The sequence below is a fragment of the Nocardia sp. NPDC052566 genome, assembly GCF_044547285.1.
Lineage (GTDB): Bacteria > Actinomycetota > Actinomycetes > Mycobacteriales > Mycobacteriaceae > Nocardia.
Genome location: NZ_JBIUAF010000002.1, coordinates 830,189 through 846,817 on the forward strand (window position 1 = coordinate 830,189; position 16,629 = coordinate 846,817).

Annotated in this window: 15 protein-coding genes and 1 tRNA gene; 10 read left to right on the forward strand and 6 right to left on the reverse strand. The window is 66.9% G+C overall.

Features of this window, described 5'->3' with window-relative positions; all coding sequences use genetic code 11:
* Positions 1 to 4: 4 nt before the first annotated feature.
* The 4 genes from ACIG5A_RS10800 to ACIG5A_RS10815 form a co-directional block, all read right to left on the reverse strand.
* Positions 5 to 592, reverse strand: coding sequence for a hypothetical protein (locus ACIG5A_RS10800; RefSeq protein WP_397239953.1), 588 nt, complete (start codon positions 590 to 592; stop codon positions 5 to 7).
* A 481-nt stretch (positions 593 to 1,073) separates the two neighbouring features.
* Positions 1,074 to 1,280, reverse strand: a complete 207-nt coding sequence (locus ACIG5A_RS10805) for a hypothetical protein (RefSeq protein ID WP_397239954.1) — start codon at positions 1,278 to 1,280, stop codon at positions 1,074 to 1,076.
* Positions 1,281 to 1,498: 218 nt separating this feature from the next.
* A tRNA-Arg gene (locus tag ACIG5A_RS10810) sits at positions 1,499 to 1,575 on the reverse strand.
* 103 nt (positions 1,576 to 1,678) lie between these two features.
* A complete protein-coding gene (locus ACIG5A_RS10815; protein WP_397239955.1) occupies positions 1,679 to 2,053 on the reverse strand; it encodes a DUF4345 family protein in 375 nt (124 codons plus the stop codon).
* Between the two features lie 84 nt (positions 2,054 to 2,137).
* Between ACIG5A_RS10815 and ACIG5A_RS10820 the strand changes: the two genes are divergently transcribed.
* From ACIG5A_RS10820 to ACIG5A_RS10860, 9 genes are all read left to right on the forward strand, one after another.
* Positions 2,138 to 4,177, forward strand: coding sequence for a cytochrome c oxidase assembly protein (locus ACIG5A_RS10820; protein ID WP_397239956.1), 2,040 nt, complete (start codon positions 2,138 to 2,140; stop codon positions 4,175 to 4,177).
* A gap of 52 nt (positions 4,178 to 4,229) precedes the next feature.
* Positions 4,230 to 5,171 (forward strand): threonine/serine dehydratase, encoded by a 942-nt coding sequence (locus ACIG5A_RS10825; RefSeq protein WP_397240590.1) that lies wholly within the window; start codon positions 4,230 to 4,232, stop codon positions 5,169 to 5,171.
* Positions 5,172 to 5,311: 140 nt separating this feature from the next.
* Positions 5,312 to 5,833, forward strand: coding sequence for a single-stranded DNA-binding protein (ssb, locus tag ACIG5A_RS10830; RefSeq protein ID WP_397239957.1), 522 nt, complete (start codon positions 5,312 to 5,314; stop codon positions 5,831 to 5,833).
* 44 nt (positions 5,834 to 5,877) lie between these two features.
* Entirely contained in the window at positions 5,878 to 7,554 is a 1,677-nt protein-coding gene (gene ettA / locus ACIG5A_RS10835; RefSeq protein ID WP_397239958.1) for an energy-dependent translational throttle protein EttA, read from the forward strand.
* Positions 7,555 to 7,689: 135 nt separating this feature from the next.
* Complete coding sequence (locus ACIG5A_RS10840; protein WP_397239959.1) at positions 7,690 to 7,812, forward strand: hypothetical protein; 123 nt, start codon at positions 7,690 to 7,692, stop codon at positions 7,810 to 7,812.
* A 191-nt stretch (positions 7,813 to 8,003) separates the two neighbouring features.
* Complete coding sequence (locus tag ACIG5A_RS10845) at positions 8,004 to 12,950, forward strand: NAD-glutamate dehydrogenase (RefSeq protein ID WP_397239960.1); 4,947 nt, start codon at positions 8,004 to 8,006, stop codon at positions 12,948 to 12,950.
* On the forward strand, positions 12,947 to 13,411 hold the full coding sequence (locus ACIG5A_RS10850; protein WP_397239961.1) for an acyl-CoA thioesterase: 465 nt from the start codon (positions 12,947 to 12,949) through the stop codon (positions 13,409 to 13,411). The genes ACIG5A_RS10845 and ACIG5A_RS10850 overlap by 4 nt, the downstream gene beginning before the upstream one ends.
* 31 nt (positions 13,412 to 13,442) lie before the next feature.
* Positions 13,443 to 14,108, forward strand: a complete 666-nt coding sequence (locus tag ACIG5A_RS10855) for a hypothetical protein (protein ID WP_397239962.1) — start codon at positions 13,443 to 13,445, stop codon at positions 14,106 to 14,108.
* A 371-nt stretch (positions 14,109 to 14,479) separates the two neighbouring features.
* Entirely contained in the window at positions 14,480 to 14,764 is a 285-nt protein-coding gene (locus ACIG5A_RS10860; RefSeq protein ID WP_397239963.1) for a hypothetical protein, read from the forward strand.
* Between the two features lie 106 nt (positions 14,765 to 14,870).
* Here ACIG5A_RS10860 and ACIG5A_RS10865 read toward each other — a convergent pair whose 3' ends face one another.
* Both ACIG5A_RS10865 and ACIG5A_RS10870 read right to left on the reverse strand, forming a co-directional pair.
* Positions 14,871 to 15,182, reverse strand: coding sequence for an AzlD domain-containing protein (locus ACIG5A_RS10865; protein ID WP_397239964.1), 312 nt, complete (start codon positions 15,180 to 15,182; stop codon positions 14,871 to 14,873).
* A gap of 52 nt (positions 15,183 to 15,234) precedes the next feature.
* A complete protein-coding gene (locus tag ACIG5A_RS10870; RefSeq protein ID WP_397239965.1) occupies positions 15,235 to 15,939 on the reverse strand; it encodes an AzlC family ABC transporter permease in 705 nt (234 codons plus the stop codon).
* 124 nt (positions 15,940 to 16,063) lie between these two features.
* Between ACIG5A_RS10870 and ACIG5A_RS10875 the strand changes: the two genes are divergently transcribed.
* Positions 16,064 to 16,624: a helix-turn-helix domain-containing protein gene (locus ACIG5A_RS10875; protein ID WP_397239966.1), complete on the forward strand. Its 561-nt coding sequence runs from the start codon at positions 16,064 to 16,066 to the stop codon at positions 16,622 to 16,624.
* The last annotated feature ends 5 nt before the right edge of the window (positions 16,625 to 16,629 follow it).

Below are 16,629 nucleotides of genomic sequence, written 5' to 3' on the forward strand. Positions count from 1 at the left end.
CAATCTACCCGAACGCTGATTTCAGTCTATCCAGGCCATCTGCGAGTTCAGGGTTGATGGGCCGTGTATGGCGAGCGCGTCCTGCGCGAATCAAGATGGCCGAGGCGAGCATTTCCGCCTCGGCTTCCTCTGACTCGGAGTACGCAGTGCGGCCGAGAACGCTGCTGATCAGGTCGGCAGAAAGGTTCTTCATCAAGGATACGGCGAACTGTTGGAGTGTCCTGGTCCCGTTATGTCCGCACAGGAGATGGCCAACTTCGTGAGCGATGATGTGCTCTTGATGCAGCAGTGTGGTATTGGATGCGTAGAAGATATAATCGACATCCGGGGTGCTGATGAGTACCCCGGTAGGATTGTGCTGTTCAGCGACCATACCGACTAGTTCGATGCGCCTGTCTCGATACTCGATCAAAGCATCGATAAAAGCTTCGGCGCTGAACGGTTGGGGGATGGGGAGTTTTTGTGCCACTTCCTCACATTGTTGCCGCAGGAGTGATGATTTTTTCATCACTTCGGTCGTACCTCCAACCTCTGCAGCCGATGTCGACTTGCGGTGCACCGCGGCCCGCTGATAGCCAGCCGTCGACACCAACGTCGCTTCGTATCGGCTCAGCCTAGCGCTACTGGCCGGTGCCTGCTCCTGCATGGCTTCGCGCGCGGGTGATCGCCGAGCGGTGCGACCCCGCGCATGGGGGCCATGCGGCAGGCGGTCGATTATCGGATGCCATCAGTGCACTGCGTGATGAGCTATGGCGGGCATGCTGGGACGGTCAAGCCGATCGGCTGAAGTTCAAGAAGTTCGAGCCCGCTCGGTGGAGCTGACTCCTGGTGGATCAGGAGCAGCTTGTTTCGTTGCAACAACGTAGTCAGTTGCGTTGCAAGACAAGAAGTGCGCTGGCGTGAGCTACACGAAGACGTGTGGGTAGAGTCACGCCATCGACATGATCTTCACCTGAAGCGAAGACGTGACAACCTTCTCGCTTGAGGGCGTCGGGTCGGCCGGTCGGTGGCGATCGCGGCTTGCGTCCCGGGTTTGTGTGGCTGGCATGGTACTTCGTGGAGCGTAGTTCGGGCTAACTTGTGTCCGTTGGCTTCTGGACTGCCTGCCATCGCAGGATCTTGTGGAGGACTTCGGCCTGTCGTTGGGCGATGTTGTCGCCTTCCTCGCCGTCGACGTACTCGATCTTGAATACGGCCTCGGGTTCGGGGGCGCGCCGATGTTCTTTGCGGCTGGGTCTGGTCGGCCGCGGTTCGTTCGGTCCAGGTGCCTTGTCGGGCATGACCTCAGTGTTTCACCGTTCGCGCTCAGCATCCGCGCTTTGTCATGTCGTGCCTTTGAAGGCCTAGCATCGTCTTGTTGGTGTCCGGACCGCGGGTGCTAGCTCGGCTAGCGGGGGTAGGGCGCGAACCTGCGACCGGCGACCTGGGGGTTTAGTGGATCCGGTGTTGGGTAATGATGTGGGTACACGGCCTGACCTGCGAAAACGGTCAGGTGTGGTGGTGCCCCCGGCAGGAATCGAACCTGCGACCTAGGGATTAGAAGGCCCTTGCTCTATCCAACTGAGCTACGGAGGCAACGCGTTCCACCATGGCCGACATTGGCCGTGCTGTCCAGCACGGCAATTATAGCGACCGTCCAGGTTGCTAGGTTCTTAGCGTCGGCAACATTGCAGCCACCTCAGTCGAGGGAGAGGGCCAGCACCAGCAGGCCTGCGCCGAGCGCCTCGATGATCAGGAAGAACCAGACGGGGTAGAACGCGGAGGGTCTCTCGAGCACGGCGGACCAGATACGGCCGAACGCCATGCCGCCGAGCGCCGCGGCGACTGTGACACAGGTTCCGAATCTCATGTCGCCGATATCGGCGGCGGCCAGTCCGAGGACGACGGCGATCGCGATACCGAAACCCCCATAGACGGCGCGCACCTCGGCACGGCTGTCCGGGCGATCGGCGAGCAGACCCAGTGGGTCGACCAGTTGGCTGGGCCGCAGCAGCCCGTACACGCCCATCGCCGCGAAGAACAACGCAACCACGGCGATCAAGACGATCGACATCACACCTCCGCAAGATCCGGGGGCAAGGATATCGGCCCAAACCCCACCGGGTCACCCGATACCGGTCGAACTACGCTGAGTCGTATGTCATCTGCGCAGGACCCGCCCGTAAAACCCGATATCGAGATTGCTCGGACGGGTGGCGCGGCGACCTTCGCGACGGTGACCGTGCTGGCCGGCGCCACCGCTGCCGTGGTGGCCGCGCTGGTGGTCGGGCTGTCGGCGACGCAGGCGCTGAGCCTGCTCGGCATCCCGGATCCCGGCCCGCTGACCACCTACGGGCTGCCCGCGTTGCGCGCGCTCGCCGACCTGTCCGGCGCGGTGGCCGTCGGGTCGCTGCTGTTCGCGGCGTTCCTGGTACCGCCGCAAGCCGATGGGCTGCTCGATGTCGGCGGCTACCGGGCGCTTCGGCGCGCCTCCGATGCCGCGCTGGTGTGGGCGTGCTGTGCCGCGCTGCTCGTGCCACTGATTGTGTCCGACACCACAGGACGTCCGGTGGGCCAGGTGTGGCGGCCGGAGGAGTTGTGGCGGGCCATCGATCAGATCGCGCTGGCGGGCGCCTGGCGCACCACGGTGATTTTCGCGCTGCTGCTCGCGATCGGGTGCAGGCTGGCATTGCGGTGGGGATGGACGCCGGTGTTGTTCGGCGGCGCGATCGTCACGATGATGCCGTTGGCGTTGACGGGTCACTCGTCCTCGGGAGGTTCGCACGATCTGGCCACCAACAGCCTGATTCTGCACATGGTTTCGGCCGCGGTGTGGGTCGGCGGGCTGTTCGCGGTGCTCGCGCACGCGCTGCGCGGTGGCGCGCACACCGATCTCGCGGCGCGGCGTTTCTCCAAGGTCGCGACGGTCGCGTTCGTCGTCATCGGGCTCAGCGGCGTGCTCAACGCTTTGATACGGGTGCCGCTGGACGAGCTGTTCAGCACCACCTACGGCAAGCTGGTGCTGGCCAAGGCCGTCGCGCTGGTGATCCTCGGTCTGTTCGGCTACCAGCAGCGCCGCGCCTCGCTGCCCGCGCTGGCCGCCGATCCGGGAGATCGCGGCGCGCTCATCCGGTTCGCGGGCGTCGAGGTACTGGTGTTCGCCGCGACCATGGGGCTCGCGGTCGGGCTCGGCCGCACGCCACCGCCGCCGCCACGCACGGTGCCGACGCCGACGGAGGTCGAACTCGGTTACAACCTGGCCGGTCCGCCGACCGCGGGACGGCTGCTGTTCGACTGGCGCTTCGACTTGATCTTCGGCACGCTGTCGATCGTGCTTGCGGTGCTGTATCTGATGGGGGTCGGACGGCTGCGTGCGCGCGGTGACGCCTGGCCGGTCGGCCGCACCATCGCGTGGCTATCCGCTTGTGCGATCCTGCTTTTCGCGACGTCGTCCGGTGTCGGACGGTATTCGCCCGCGGTGTTCAGCGTGCACATGGGCCAGCACATGGCGCTGTCGATGCTCGCGCCGATCCTGTTCGCACTCGGCGGTGCGGTGACGCTGGCGCTGCGTGCGCTGCCGCCGGCCGGGCGCGGTGGCGCGCCCGGTCCGCGCGAATGGATTCTCGCCGCGGTGCACAATCCGGTGTCGCGCTTGCTGACCCATCCGATCGTCGCGTCGATCATTTTCGTCGGCGGGTTCTACGCGCTGTACATGGGCGGCATCTACGACGCGTTCGTCGATTCCCACGCGGCGCATCTGCTGATGAACCTGCACTTCCTGCTCAGCGGCTACCTCTTCTACTGGGTGGTGATCGGCATCGATCCCAAGCCACGGCAGGTGGAACCGCTGACCAAGCTGGGCATGGTGTTCGGCTCGCTGCCGTTCCACGCCTTCTTCGGCATCGCGTTGATGAGCATGACCACGGTGATGGGCGGCTGGTTCTTCCGCAGCCTCGGCCTCGGCTGGAACACCGACCTGCTCGGTGATCAGCGCACCGGCGGCAGCCTGGCGTGGGCCAGCGGCGAGGTGCCGCTGGTGGTGGTGATGCTCGCGCTGCTCATCCAATGGTCGCGCAGCGACAAGCGTTTGGCGCAGCGGATGGATCGGGCCGCCGACCGCGACAACGACGCGGAACTCGCTTCCTACAACGCGATGTACGCCGAACTGGCCAAACGGGACCGAGGGGCGCACCAGTGAGTCGATGGTGCGCGAGACAGCGCCGGGCGGCGTCGTGAGTGAGCGTGCGGTGATGGAACCACGGCATCGATCGGGGAGCCAGGTATATCGGTCCGATGTGCGCGCGGCACGCAAGCGGCTGGCCGGGCGGATCCGCAAGACACCGGTGTTCCACACCTCCGTCGCCGGGCCGTACGGACCGGTCCCGGTGACGCTGAAACTCGAATATCTCCAGCACGGCGGCACTTTCAAGGTGCGCGGCAGCCTCAACGCACTGCTGGAGTCGGCCGAGGGCGCCGAGCAGATCGTCATCGCCTCCGGCGGCAACGCGGGGATCGCGGCCGCGCTGGCCGCGGCCCGGCTCGGCATGTCGTGCACCGTGGTGGTGCCGGAGTCCGCGCCGCATACCAAGGTGGCCGCGATGTGGTCCTACGGCGCCGAGGTGCTCTGGCACGGCACCACCTACGAGGAGGCCTATCGGTACGCGGCGGAGCTCGCGGCCGAGCGGAAAGCGTTGCGGCTGCACGCCTATGACCTGCCCGCGGTGGTCGCCGGCGCGGGTGTGGTCGGGCTGGAGCTGGAGGAACAGGTGCGCGGGCGCCCGCCGGTGCTGGCCACGGTCGGCGGTGGCAGCCTGGTCGCCGGTGTCGCCGCGGCGCTCGGGCGGCGCCAGCAGGTGATCGGCGTCGAGCCGGAGCGTGTCCCGACACTGCACGCGGCGCTGAGCGCGGATCGCCCGGTGGACGTCGCCGCCTCCGGAAATGCGCTCGGCGCCACCAGGATCGGGGAGATCGCACTGGAAATCGCGCGCCGCTACGGTGTGCGTTCGCTGCTGGTGACCGAGGACGCGATCACCGCGGCCCGCGAATACCTGTGGCGTGAATTCCGCATCGTGGTCGAACCGGCGGGCGCCACCGCGCTGGCCGCGGTGCAGAGCGGCGCCTATGTTCCCGCCGAAGGGGAGCGGCCCGTCGTGGTTTTGTGCGGCGCCAATACCGATCCCGCGATGCTCTGACCGGAATTCGCCTGAAGCGCGAGATATCCACAACCGGAAAACTTATCCACATTCGCACATCGCGCCGCCCACGCCCGCCCCGGATCGATCAGGCTGAGGAAACCAGCCCGCACCGGGACGAAATATGAAGGGGCGTAAACATGTACGAGACGAATGCGACCGTGATCGGCACCGTGGTCACCGATCCGGTCAAACGCGACCTGCTCAACGGGGACCAGGTGGTCACCTTCCGGATGGCGAGCAATTCCCGCCGCTTCGACAACACCACCGGCCAGTGGGTGGACAACGGAACCCTGTTCCTCACCGTGGTGTGCTGGCGCAGGCTGGTCGACGGGGTCGACCGTTCACTGCACCGCGGCGACCCGGTCATCGCGCACGGTCAGCTGCGCACCCACGACTACCGCACCAGGGACGGCGCGGAACGCCGTGACGTGGAGCTGCGGGCCAGCGCGATCGGTCCCGATCTGTCCCGCTGCACCGCACAGGTCTTCCGGCGCTCGGAGCAGCGAGCCGATTCCGCGCCGGACGGTGCGATGCGGAATACTTGCGCGGGATCGAACGCTGCAAACCACGCACGTGTCGGCGAGGGTCCGGGGGACAGCGCAGCGACCGTGTCATCCACATCGACCCGAGGCGCCGAACCCGAGCCGGTCGATGCCTGATCCCACCACTTATCCGCTACTCGCGCACCGATAGGCTTTCGTACATGGCTGAGTTCATTTACCAGATGAAGAAGGTTCGGAAGGCGCACGGCGACAAGGTCGTGCTCGACGATGTCACCTTGAACTTCCTTCCCGGCGCCAAGATCGGTGTCGTCGGTCCGAACGGCGCCGGTAAATCCAGCGTGCTGAAGATCATGGCCGGACTGGACCAGCCGAACAACGGGGAAGCCTTCCTCGCACCCGGCGCGACGGTTGGCATTCTGCAGCAGGAGCCGCCGCTGAACGAAGAGAAGACCGTTCGTGGCAACGTCGAGGAGGGCCTCGGCGAGGTCAAGGTGAAGCTCGACCGCTACAACGAGGTCCTCAAGCTCATGGAGACCGAATACTCCGATGAGCTCCTCGAGGAAATGGGCAAGCTGCAGGAGTATCTGGATCACGCCGATGCGTGGGATGTCGACTCCCAGCTGGAGCAGGCGATGGACGCGCTGCGCTGCCCGCCGCCGGACGAGCCGGTCACCAAGCTCTCCGGTGGTGAGCGCCGCCGCGTCGCGCTGTGCAAGCTGCTGCTGAGCAAGCCCGACCTGCTGCTGCTCGACGAGCCGACCAACCACCTCGACGCCGAGAGCGTGCTCTGGCTCGAGCAGCACCTCGCGTCGTACGCGGGCGCCGTGCTCGCGGTCACCCACGACCGGTACTTCCTGGACAATGTGGCGCAGTGGATTCTCGAGCTGGACCGCGGCCGGGCGTACCCGTACGAGGGCAACTACTCCACCTACTTGGAGAAGAAGGCCCAGCGCCTCGAGGTCCAGGGCAAGAAGGACCAGAAGCTGCAGAAGCGGCTCAAGGAAGAACTCGCCTGGGTGCGCTCCGGCGCCAAGGCCCGTCAGGCCAAGAACAAGGCCCGCCTCGACCGGTACGAGGAAATGGCGATCGAGGCCGAGAAGCAGCGCAAGTTGGACTTCGAGGAGATCCAGATCCCGGCGGGCCCGCGTCTGGGCAATATCGTGGTCGAGGTCAGCCATCTGGACAAGGGCTTCGGCGACCGCCAGCTGATCAAGGATCTGTCGTTCACGTTGCCGCGCAACGGAATCGTCGGCGTCATCGGCCCGAACGGTGTCGGTAAGACCACGCTGTTCAAGACGATTGTCGGACTGGAACAGCCGGACAGCGGCGAGGTGAAGGTCGGCGAGACGGTCAAGCTGAGCTACGTCGACCAGAACCGCGCGGGCATCGACCCGGCGAAGAACGTCTGGCAGGTCGTTTCCGAGGGCCTGGACTTCATCCAGGTCGGCAACCAGGAGATGCCCTCGCGCGCCTACGTCAGCGCGTTCGGCTTCAAGGGCCCGGATCAGCAGAAGCCCGCGGGCGTGCTCTCCGGTGGTGAGCGCAACCGCCTGAACCTGGCGCTGACCCTCAAGCAGGGCGGCAACCTGATCCTGCTCGACGAGCCGACCAACGACCTCGACGTCGAGACCCTCGGCTCGCTGGAGAACGCGCTCGAGCAGTTCCCCGGTTGCGCCGTGGTCATCTCGCACGACCGCTGGTTCCTGGACCGCACCTGCACCCACATCCTCGCGTGGGAGGGCGACAACGACAACGACGCCAAGTGGTTCTGGTTCGAGGGCAACTTCGAGGCCTACGAGGCCAACAAGATCGAGCGCCTCGGCCTGGAAGCCGCGCGCCCGCATCGGGTAACCCACCGCAAGCTCACCCGCGACTGAGCCGAGTGCCGCAGGCCCCCGGGTGCGATGACATCATCGCGCCTGGGGGCCTGTTTGCGTCACCGCCCAGCGTGGTCCCAGGACCGGGGACGGACCGGACAGCGAACCACCGTAGATCTGACTAGGGTAGTGGTCGTGAATGCGCAGGCGCAGTCCGAGCAATCAGCGATCCTCAACGGCGAGGCGGTCGCCGATCACTTTGGCGACGCCTTGTCGCCGCTGTTGCCGGGAATCCCGCGCCTGCTCGCGTTCACCTGACGTCCGCGCGTCCGGAACGATGCTGTGCCGTGATCATTTCGGCCAACCTCGGCAAACGAGTGGCGAACTGTGCGGTTTCGGTGAACAACCCGTGATTAGAAGGGATTTCACCCCCGCGCCTCCTGGGCACAGCTACTCTCGGACCGGCGTCACTTTGTTGCGGAACCGATATCCGAGGAGTTGGCGAAAAAATGACGGTCTCGTCCGAATTGTCCAGTGCGGCGTGGGCCGCGAGTTTGCCGCAGCAGCTGCGCGGCGACCTCGCGACGCTCGAGGAGGCGTATTTCCGCCACGTCGACGCTGGCGATGTGGACTGTGCGATCACCGGAATCACCCAGATCTTTCGCAGGCATATGGAGCTGGCCATGGTCCGCCAGGAGGGGCGGGCCCTGGTACGGGTGTACCACCCCGACGACGGCTCCGGTCTCGGCGCCGCGGTCCAGCTGGTCACCGATGACATGTCCCTGCTCGTGGAGTCCATCACCTCGTCGCTGAGCCGGATGGGCGTCAGCGTCAGCGAGGTGATCCACCCGATTTTCGAGGTCGAGCGCGACGGTAGCGGTCGGCTCACCCATGCCGCGCCGCACGAGGTCGACGGCAACGGCAATGGCAACGGCACCCTGCGCGAATCCTGGATGCACTTGCAGCTGCACCCGTCGACCAGCCGGGCGCTGCTCGACCGGGTCGCGTCGGCGATGCCGGACGTGGTCGCCGACGTGCGCCAGGTCATCGATGACACCGAGGCGATCATCGCGGTGCAGGGCAAGCTGGCCGACGATCTCGAGCTGGCCGCGAAGTCCGGCTCGGCGCCGTTCCAGGAGACCGACCTGGTCGACTGCGCGAACCTGTTGCGCTGGTTGGCAGGTGGCAATTTCACCGTGCTCGGCTACGCGCGCTATCGGCTCGCCGAGGAGCAGGGGCAGACCACCTCGAACGCGATGCCCGGCACCAATCTCGGCGTGCTCCGCCCCGATGTCGGCACCGACTTCCGCGTCCCGGTCAACGGTGGCGACGGCTCGCTGCTGATGCTCACCCAGGGCCTGGTGCCCGCCACCGTGCACCGCTCGGTGTACCCGTATTTCGTCGGCGTCGCCGAATTCGACGACAGCGGCGCGATCGTCGGCCAGCACCTGTTCCTCGGCGTCTTCACCGTCACCGCGGTGCACGAGAACGTGCTCGACATCCCGGTCATCGCGCGCCGGGTGCGCTCGGTGATCGAGGAGAGCGGCTTCGACCTGGAATCGTTCTCCGGGCAGGCCATGCTCGAGGTCATCCAATCGTTCCCGCGCACCGAGCTGTTCTCCTCCGACGCCGAGACCATGCGCCGTACGGCGGTCGCGGTGCTCAATGTCGGCCTGCGCCGCCAGGTTCGGCTGTTCATGCGCTCGGACGGCTTCGGCCGGTTCGTCGCCTGCCTGGTCTACCTGCCCCGCGACCGCTACACCACCAGGGTGCGGCTGGAGATGCAGGAGATCCTGGTGCGCGAGCTGGGCGGCGTCTCCATCGACTACTCGGCCAGGGTGAGCGAAAGTGAGCTCGCCAGTGTCTATTTCACGGTGCGGATGCCGGAGGGGAACTTCGGGATCCCGCGCTACGCGGCGCCGACCGCCGATGTCTCCGAGCCGAACCGGCTGCGCATCCAGAACCTGCTCGCCGAGGCCAGCCACACCTGGGAGGACCACCTCGCCGACGAGGTGAGCACCTCGTCGGTGCTCGATCCCGGCATCGTCGAGCGGTACGCCGACGCCTTCCCCGAGGGCTACAAGCAGGACTTCGAACCGGGCCGCGCACTGGTCGACGTGGTCAGGCTGGAGCGGCTGTCCGAGGGCGCCATCGACCAATACCTGTACCGCAGAACGGAATCCGATCCCGGCTCGTGGCGGTTCACCCTCTACATCGGCGGCACCGGCGTCTCGCTGAGTCAGGTGCTTCCCGTGCTGCAGAGCCTCGGCGTCGAGGTGATCGACGAACGGCCGTACCAGATCAAGCTCGATCCGCCGCCCGGCGCCGACCTGCCGGTGGAACGCTGGATCTACGATTTCGGCCTGCTCGCCAGGCCCGAATTGCTGCGCAGCTCACTGGATCGGGACCTGGACGCGGAACTGCTCGAATCCTCGGCGCGCGCGGACGCGCTGGAGGCGGCGGTGCGCGGGTTGCGCGAGCGCTTCACCGAGGCGTTCGAGGCGGTCTGGTACGGCCGTGCCGAGGCGGATCAGCTCAACGAACTCGTGCTGCGCGCCAGGCTGCCGTGGCGCGCGGTGTCGATCCTGCGCACCTACGCGAAATACCTGCAGCAGGCCGACTTTCCGTACAGCCAGGCGAATATCGCCAGGGTGCTGCTCACCTACCCGGATGTGGCCAGGCTGTTCGTCGACCTGTTCGGCGCGATGTTCGATCCGGACACCCACGCCGCCGAGCACGCCGCCGATCTGGAGGCGCAGGTGCGCGGCCGGATCGACGAGGTGGTCAGCCTCGACGCGGACCGCATCCTGCGCGCCATCCTCAGCCTGATCAAGGCCACGCTGCGCACCAACTACTACGTCACCGATCTCGAGGGTGTCTCGCGCTCCTACGTCTCGGTGAAGGTGGAACCGCAGGAGATCGCCGAATTGCCCAAGCCGCGGCCGCAATTCGAGATCTTCGTCTACTCGCCGAAGGTCGAGGGCGTGCACCTGCGGTTCGGTCCGGTGGCCCGCGGCGGGTTGCGCTGGTCGGACCGGCTGGAGGACTTCCGCACCGAAATTCTCGGCCTGGTCAAGGCGCAGGCGGTGAAGAACGCGGTCATCGTGCCGGTCGGCGCGAAGGGCGGTTTCGTGGTGAAGCAGCCGCCGCTGCCCACCGGCGACCCGGTCGCGGACCGGCAGGCGCTCGGCGCGGAAGGCGTCGACTGCTACCGCACCCTCATCTCCGGCCTGCTCGACCTCACCGATAACGTCGATCACGCGACCGGGCATGTCATTCCGCCCGCGCGGGTGGTGCGCCGCGATGGCGACGACACCTACCTGGTGGTCGCCGCGGACAAGGGCACGGCGACGTTCTCCGATATCGCCAACGAGGTGGCCAAGCGCTACGGCTTCTGGCTCGGTGACGCGTTCGCCTCCGGCGGCTCGGCGGGCTACGACCACAAGGCGATGGGCATCACCGCCAAGGGCGCGTGGGAGAGCGTCAAGCGGCACTTCCGCGAGATGGATATCGACACCCAGACCGAGGATTTCACCGTCGTCGGCGTCGGCGATATGAGCGGTGACGTGTTCGGCAACGGCATGCTGCTGTCCGAGCACATCCGCCTGGTCGCGGCGTTCGACCACCGGCACATCTTCCTCGACCCGAATCCCGATGCGGCACGGTCGTATCGGGAGCGTGCGCGCATGTTCGCGCTGCCGCGCTCGTCCTGGGCCGATTACGACGCGTCGCTGATCAGCACCGGCGGCGGCGTCTGGGATCGCACCGTGAAGTCCATCCCGATCAGCCCGCAGGCCAGGGCCGCGCTCGGGCTCGCCGACGATGTGACGGCGCTGTCGCCGCCCGAGCTGGTGCGCGCGATCCTGCTCTCGCCCGCCCAGTTACTGTGGAACGGCGGTATCGGCACCTACATCAAGGCGAGCACCGAAACCAATGCCGAGGTGGGCGACAAGTCCAACGATCCGGTGCGAGTCAACGGAAATCAGTTGCGGGTCAAGGTGATCGGCGAGGGCGGTAACCTCGGCGCCACCGCGCTCGGCCGGATCGAATTCTGCCGCAGCGGCGGCAAGATGAACACCGACGCGCTGGACAACTCCGCCGGTGTCGACTGCTCCGACCACGAGGTCAACATCAAGGTGCTGCTCGACGGCGTGGTCTCGGCCGGGCTGCTGCCCGAGGCCGAGCGCAACCCGCTGCTCGCCTCGATGACCGACGAGGTCGCGCGGATGGTGTTGCAGGACAACGTCGCCCAGAACTTCCTGATGGGTATCTGCCGTGCCGACGCACCGCAGATGCTGAACGTGCACATGCGCCTGATCGACGATCTGGAGCAGCGCCGCGGCCTCGACCGCGAACTGGAGGCGCTGCCCTCGAACGCGCAGATGAAGCGGATGATGGAGGACGGCGCCGGGCTCACCTCGCCGGAACTCGCCAACCTCATGGCGCACGTGAAGCTTTCGCTGAAGGCCGATCTGCTCGAGACCGATCTGCCGGAGAACGCCTACTTCGCCAACCGGCTGCCGAACTACTTCCCGACCCCGCTGCGCGGGCGGTTCGGCGCGGCGATCAAGCGGCACCGGCTGCGCAGGGAGATCGTCACCACCATGATCGTCAACGAGATGGTGGACTACGGACGCATCACCTACGCGCACCGGTTGAACGAGGAGATCGGCGCGACCACCACCGATTCCGTGCGCGCCTTCGCCGCGGCGACCGAGATCTTCGACCTGCACGCCATGTGGGAGCGGATCCGGGCGGCCGAGGTCGCCACCGCGGTGCGCGACCTGCTGGAGCTGGAAACCAAGCGGACCCTCGACCGTGCCTCGCGCTGGCTGCTGTCGAACCGCCCGCAGCCGATCGCGGTCGGCGCGGAGATCAACCGGTACAGCCGTGGCGTGCGCGAACTCGCACCGAAGGTGCCCGGCTGGCTGCGCGGCCATCACGTCTCCACGCTGACCGACCAGTCGGCGGAGCTGATCGCCCGTGGTGCGCCGACTGAACTGGCCACCGAGGTGTTCGGTCTGCTCAACCTGTTCCCGCTGCTCGATGTGCTCGATATCGCCGACATCACCGATCGCAGCGGCGACGAGGTCGGTTCGCTGTACTACGCGCTCAACGAGCACCTCAAGATCGACTGGCTGCTGGAGGCGGTCGGCCACCTCGAACGCGGTGACCGCTGGCACTCGCTGGCCCGGCTCGCGCTGCGCGACGATATGTACGGTTCGCTGCGTTCGCTGACCCTCGATGTGCTCTCCGCCGGCGACCCCGAGGAGACGGCGGACGAGAAGATTGCATACTGGGAGTCGAAGAATCAGTCACGGCTCGGGCGTGCCCGGGCCGCGCTGTCGGAATTGTTCGAGTCCGGAGCGCACGATCTCGCCACCCTTTCGGTTGCAGCGCGGCAAGTGCGGAGCATGGTGAGCGGGGTGGGCGCCCAATCGGAGGTACCTCGTTGACTAGTTCGGTGAACGGCAGGGCGCACGGTAGTAGTGGTGTGCTGCCGAAGCGCTTTCACGCCAAGGTGGACGTGCGGTGGTCGGACATGGACGTGTTCCAGCACGTCAACCATGCGCGCATGGTGACGCTGCTGGAGGAGGCGCGGATTCCGTGGCTGTTCGAGGACGGCCGCCCCACCGCACCGTTGCGTGAGGGTTGCGTGCTCGCGGACCTGCGGGTCCGCTACCGCGGCCAGCTGCGCCACGAGGACACCCCGCTCGATATCGCCATGTGGATCGAGCAGTTGCGTGCGGTCGACTTCACCATCGGTTACGAGGTGCGTGCCGCGGGCGCGGCGCCGGATTCGCCGCCCGCGGTGATCGCCTCGACCCAGATCGCCGCGTTCGATATCCAGACGCAGCGGTTGCGCCGGTTGACCGAGCCGGAGCGCGATTACCTCGCCGGCTGGATGAGCGAATAGAGCGGACGGTAATCGGGTAAGGACCGTTGTGATGACGGAGCAGCGAGTGCTGCATGTGGCCGATCCGGCCGAGCGGGAGAACCTGGCCACCTTCCTGACCAGGGCCGTCCGGCTCGATCCCGCGGCGGTGGTGCGTATCCGCCGCCGCGGGGAGCGGTACGTCTCCGCATGGGTGGCAACGGGTTTCGAGGCGCTCGCGGTGCGGACGGTGGTCGCCGAGCTCGGCGTCGACGACGTCACCGTCGGCGCCGACTTGGTGCTGGCCGGGCTGTCCACCGGCAGCCCGATCGACCTGGGCTACTCGATGGATTCCGCGTGGCGTGGCGCGCTGCCACCGGTCGACGGCTTCGTCCACGTCGACGATGTGCCCGCGCGCACCCTGGTCGAACTCGCCGAACAGGGTGCCGCGCTGGCGAAGGAACACGGCAGCAGCCACGGGCCGCCCGCCTCGCTGCTCGACCAGACGGTGCTCACCGTTTCGGGCGGCGAGACCCAGGTGCAGGTGCCCATGCGCGTCGTCTTCGCGCTGACCGCAATGGATTTCATCCCGCACTCCGGCGACAAGGCGGAGTCGCGCCGTATCTCGCCCGCCGAGATCGTCCGCGTCCGCGCCACCAACACCTGGCTGCGCCTGGACGCCCGCTACGGTTCGGTCGCCCGCCGCCTGGGCGGCGCCATCCCACTCTTCCCTGGATAGCTTTGCTGGTCCGCCTCTCAGGGGCTGCATGCCGGGCTGAGTACTCGTCCGGCTCGCGGTTCCTTCGTCGAGCGCAGTCGAATGGCCCTGCGACACGCCGTAATTGGGGGCCATTTGACTGCGCTCGACGAACTCGGTTACTTCAGGAGCTCTCTGGCCGCGGCGTTGGGGCGCGAAATCTGCTGCTGGTATGAGCCTCTCGTCGCGCGAACTGGGGGAATGCGTGCGAGGATCAGATGGTCAGTCGTCCAGTTTTGGCGTTTCGGTGCCATTGCTCTTGGGGGCACCGGAATCGCTGGCTGGGAGTGCTGTTGCCGTGACCATAACCTTCCCCTGCGGGGCGGGTGAATTGCAGTGGAAGGCAAGGGATTATGCAAGTTAGAGGGTTTGCCGCCGGTGTGGCCGTCGCGGCCGCGCTGACCGTTCCGTTCGCCGCGACGGCCAACGCTCAGGTGCCGGCCGCCGAATCCGCCTCGGCGGGGCTCGAATTGGTCGCTCCGGTGGCCGACAGTGGATCCAGCAAGGGCGCAACGGGATCCAGTGCGGGCAGCAGCCGCCCCGGTACCGGCTCCGGTACGGGCAGCGCGAAGGGCGTCGCCTGCTTCATCACCTCGATCCTGCGCGGCCCCGAACCGTGCAACCGCTCCGACTGGTGATCTGAGCGCCGCGAACGCACCACGGCCGCGCACCTTCTGATCTCCCGCACGCCGAGTCGCATGCGAAACCATGTGCGGGACATCAGAAGGTGCGCGGCCGTTTCGTTTACGCGACGCCGAGTAGGCGCAGTCCGGCGGTGGTCGCGGCGGCCGCCAGGATGACGACCAACAGGGGGACCTGCCGCCAGGCCAGCACGCCCGCCACCACAACCCCTGCGGGCAAAGCGAATCCGAACGTGCCCGTGCCCGTCGGTAGCGCGGTGATCGCCACCAGTGCCGCGATCAGCACTACCGCACCGACTTCCAGCACTCGCACCGCGCGCGCCGGGAAACGGACGCGGTCGCGCAGCGCCGGACCGGCCCAGCGGAACGCGTAGGTACCGACGGCGAGCGTAACCATCCCCGCTGCCAACATCATTCGACAACTCCCTTCCGTGCCGTTGCGAGTTTCCGCGCGCTTCTCGTAGCAATCACGGCTGTTCCGGTGCGGTCCGCGGCGTGGACGGTTCGCCGCGATCGAAGGCGACCGCGATCAGGCCGACAAGTGCGATCAGCACGGGCATTCCTGCGGGTACGAATGGCGCGCTGAGCACAGCGGCGCCCGCGCCGAGCAGTGCGGCACGCAACGTTGTGCGATTCCGCAGGGCAGGCACGATCAAGGCGAGCAGTACGGCGGGGAACACCGCATCCAGTCCCAGTGCCGCGGTATCGGGCACGAATGTCCCGATCAGCGCGCCGATCAGGGCGCCACTCGGCCAAGCGAGCCCGATGCCGAAGCCGCAGGCCCAGTAGGCCGCGCGCCTGCGGGTGGCGTCCTCTTCGGCCAGCGCCATCGCCACGGATTCGTCGTTCATCAGATGAATGCCGACCGACCTGCGCCATCCGGTGCCGACCACCTCGGGGACCGACAATCCGTAGGGCAGATGCCTGGCGTTCACCAGCAACCCCGCGAGCACCGCCGCGATCGGGCTGCCGCCCGCGGCGACGATGCCGATGAACAGGAACTCCGAGCCTGCGGCGAGCACCACGCAGCTGAGCGCGATCGGCAACCACATCGGAAAACCCGAGGTCACGGCGGTGGCGCCGTAGGAGACGCCGATCAGCCCGACCGCGAGGCAGACCGCCGCGATCCCGGTGAGTGTGTCCCGGCCGAGTGTTCGCCATATCGAACGCATGTTGCTTATAGTGAACAAGCCTCGTCTGTTCGTCAAATCGAACGCGTGTTGCTTATGGTGAACATGGCGGGACGGTTCGTCAATATGGTTACCTTTGGGCTGTTAGCGACCTGACGGGAGGGTGATGGCAGAGCGGGAGTCGACTCCGCAGGCGGTGATCGCCGAGGCGCTGCGCCGCGAGCGCACCCGCGCCGGGCTATCGCTCACCGAGGTGGCGAACCGGGCAGGCATCGCGAAATCCACGCTGTCCCAGCTGGAGTCGGGCACCGGAAATCCGAGCTTGGAGACACTGTGGGCGCTCTGCGTCGCGCTCGATATGCCGTTCTCCCGGCTGCTCGATCCACCGCGCCCGAGCGTGCAGGTGATCCGCGCGGGGGAGGGGCCGGTGGTCGCCGCTTCGGAATCGGACTACCACGCGACACTGCTCGCCGCCGGCCCGGCCAATTCCCGGCGCGACCTGTTCCGCATCACCGCCGAACCCGGCCACGGCCGCAAGTCCGACCCGCATATCCCCGGCGTCGTCGAGCATGTACTCATGGCCAGCGGCCGCGCCCTCGTCGGCCTGAGCGACGCCCCCGTCGAACTGCGCCCCGGCGACTACATCTGCTACCCCGGCGACCTCCCACACGTCTTCGAAGCACTGGAACCATCCACCTGGGCAACCCTGGTCATCGAATACACCTGACCCTC

Excerpts from the sequence above, each read along its gene's own strand:
- ACIG5A_RS10805 (WP_397239954.1), bottom strand. The coding sequence starts at position 1,280 with ATGCCCGACAAGGCACCTGGACCGAACGAACCGCGGCCGACCAGACCC.
- ACIG5A_RS10815 (WP_397239955.1), bottom strand. The coding sequence starts at position 2,053 with ATGTCGATCGTCTTGATCGCCGTGGTTGCGTTGTTCTTCGCGGCGATG.
- ACIG5A_RS10820 (WP_397239956.1), top strand. The coding sequence starts at position 2,138 with ATGTCATCTGCGCAGGACCCGCCCGTAAAACCCGATATCGAGATTGCT.
- ACIG5A_RS10825 (WP_397240590.1), top strand. The coding sequence starts at position 4,230 with ATGGAACCACGGCATCGATCGGGGAGCCAGGTATATCGGTCCGATGTG.
- ssb (WP_397239957.1), top strand. The coding sequence starts at position 5,312 with ATGTACGAGACGAATGCGACCGTGATCGGCACCGTGGTCACCGATCCG.
- ettA (WP_397239958.1), top strand. The coding sequence starts at position 5,878 with ATGGCTGAGTTCATTTACCAGATGAAGAAGGTTCGGAAGGCGCACGGC.
- ACIG5A_RS10845 (WP_397239960.1), top strand. The coding sequence starts at position 8,004 with ATGACGGTCTCGTCCGAATTGTCCAGTGCGGCGTGGGCCGCGAGTTTG.
- ACIG5A_RS10855 (WP_397239962.1), top strand. The coding sequence starts at position 13,443 with ATGACGGAGCAGCGAGTGCTGCATGTGGCCGATCCGGCCGAGCGGGAG.
- ACIG5A_RS10860 (WP_397239963.1), top strand. The coding sequence starts at position 14,480 with ATGCAAGTTAGAGGGTTTGCCGCCGGTGTGGCCGTCGCGGCCGCGCTG.
- ACIG5A_RS10865 (WP_397239964.1), bottom strand. The coding sequence starts at position 15,182 with ATGATGTTGGCAGCGGGGATGGTTACGCTCGCCGTCGGTACCTACGCG.
- ACIG5A_RS10870 (WP_397239965.1), bottom strand. The coding sequence starts at position 15,939 with ATGCGTTCGATATGGCGAACACTCGGCCGGGACACACTCACCGGGATC.
- ACIG5A_RS10875 (WP_397239966.1), top strand. The coding sequence starts at position 16,064 with ATGGCAGAGCGGGAGTCGACTCCGCAGGCGGTGATCGCCGAGGCGCTG.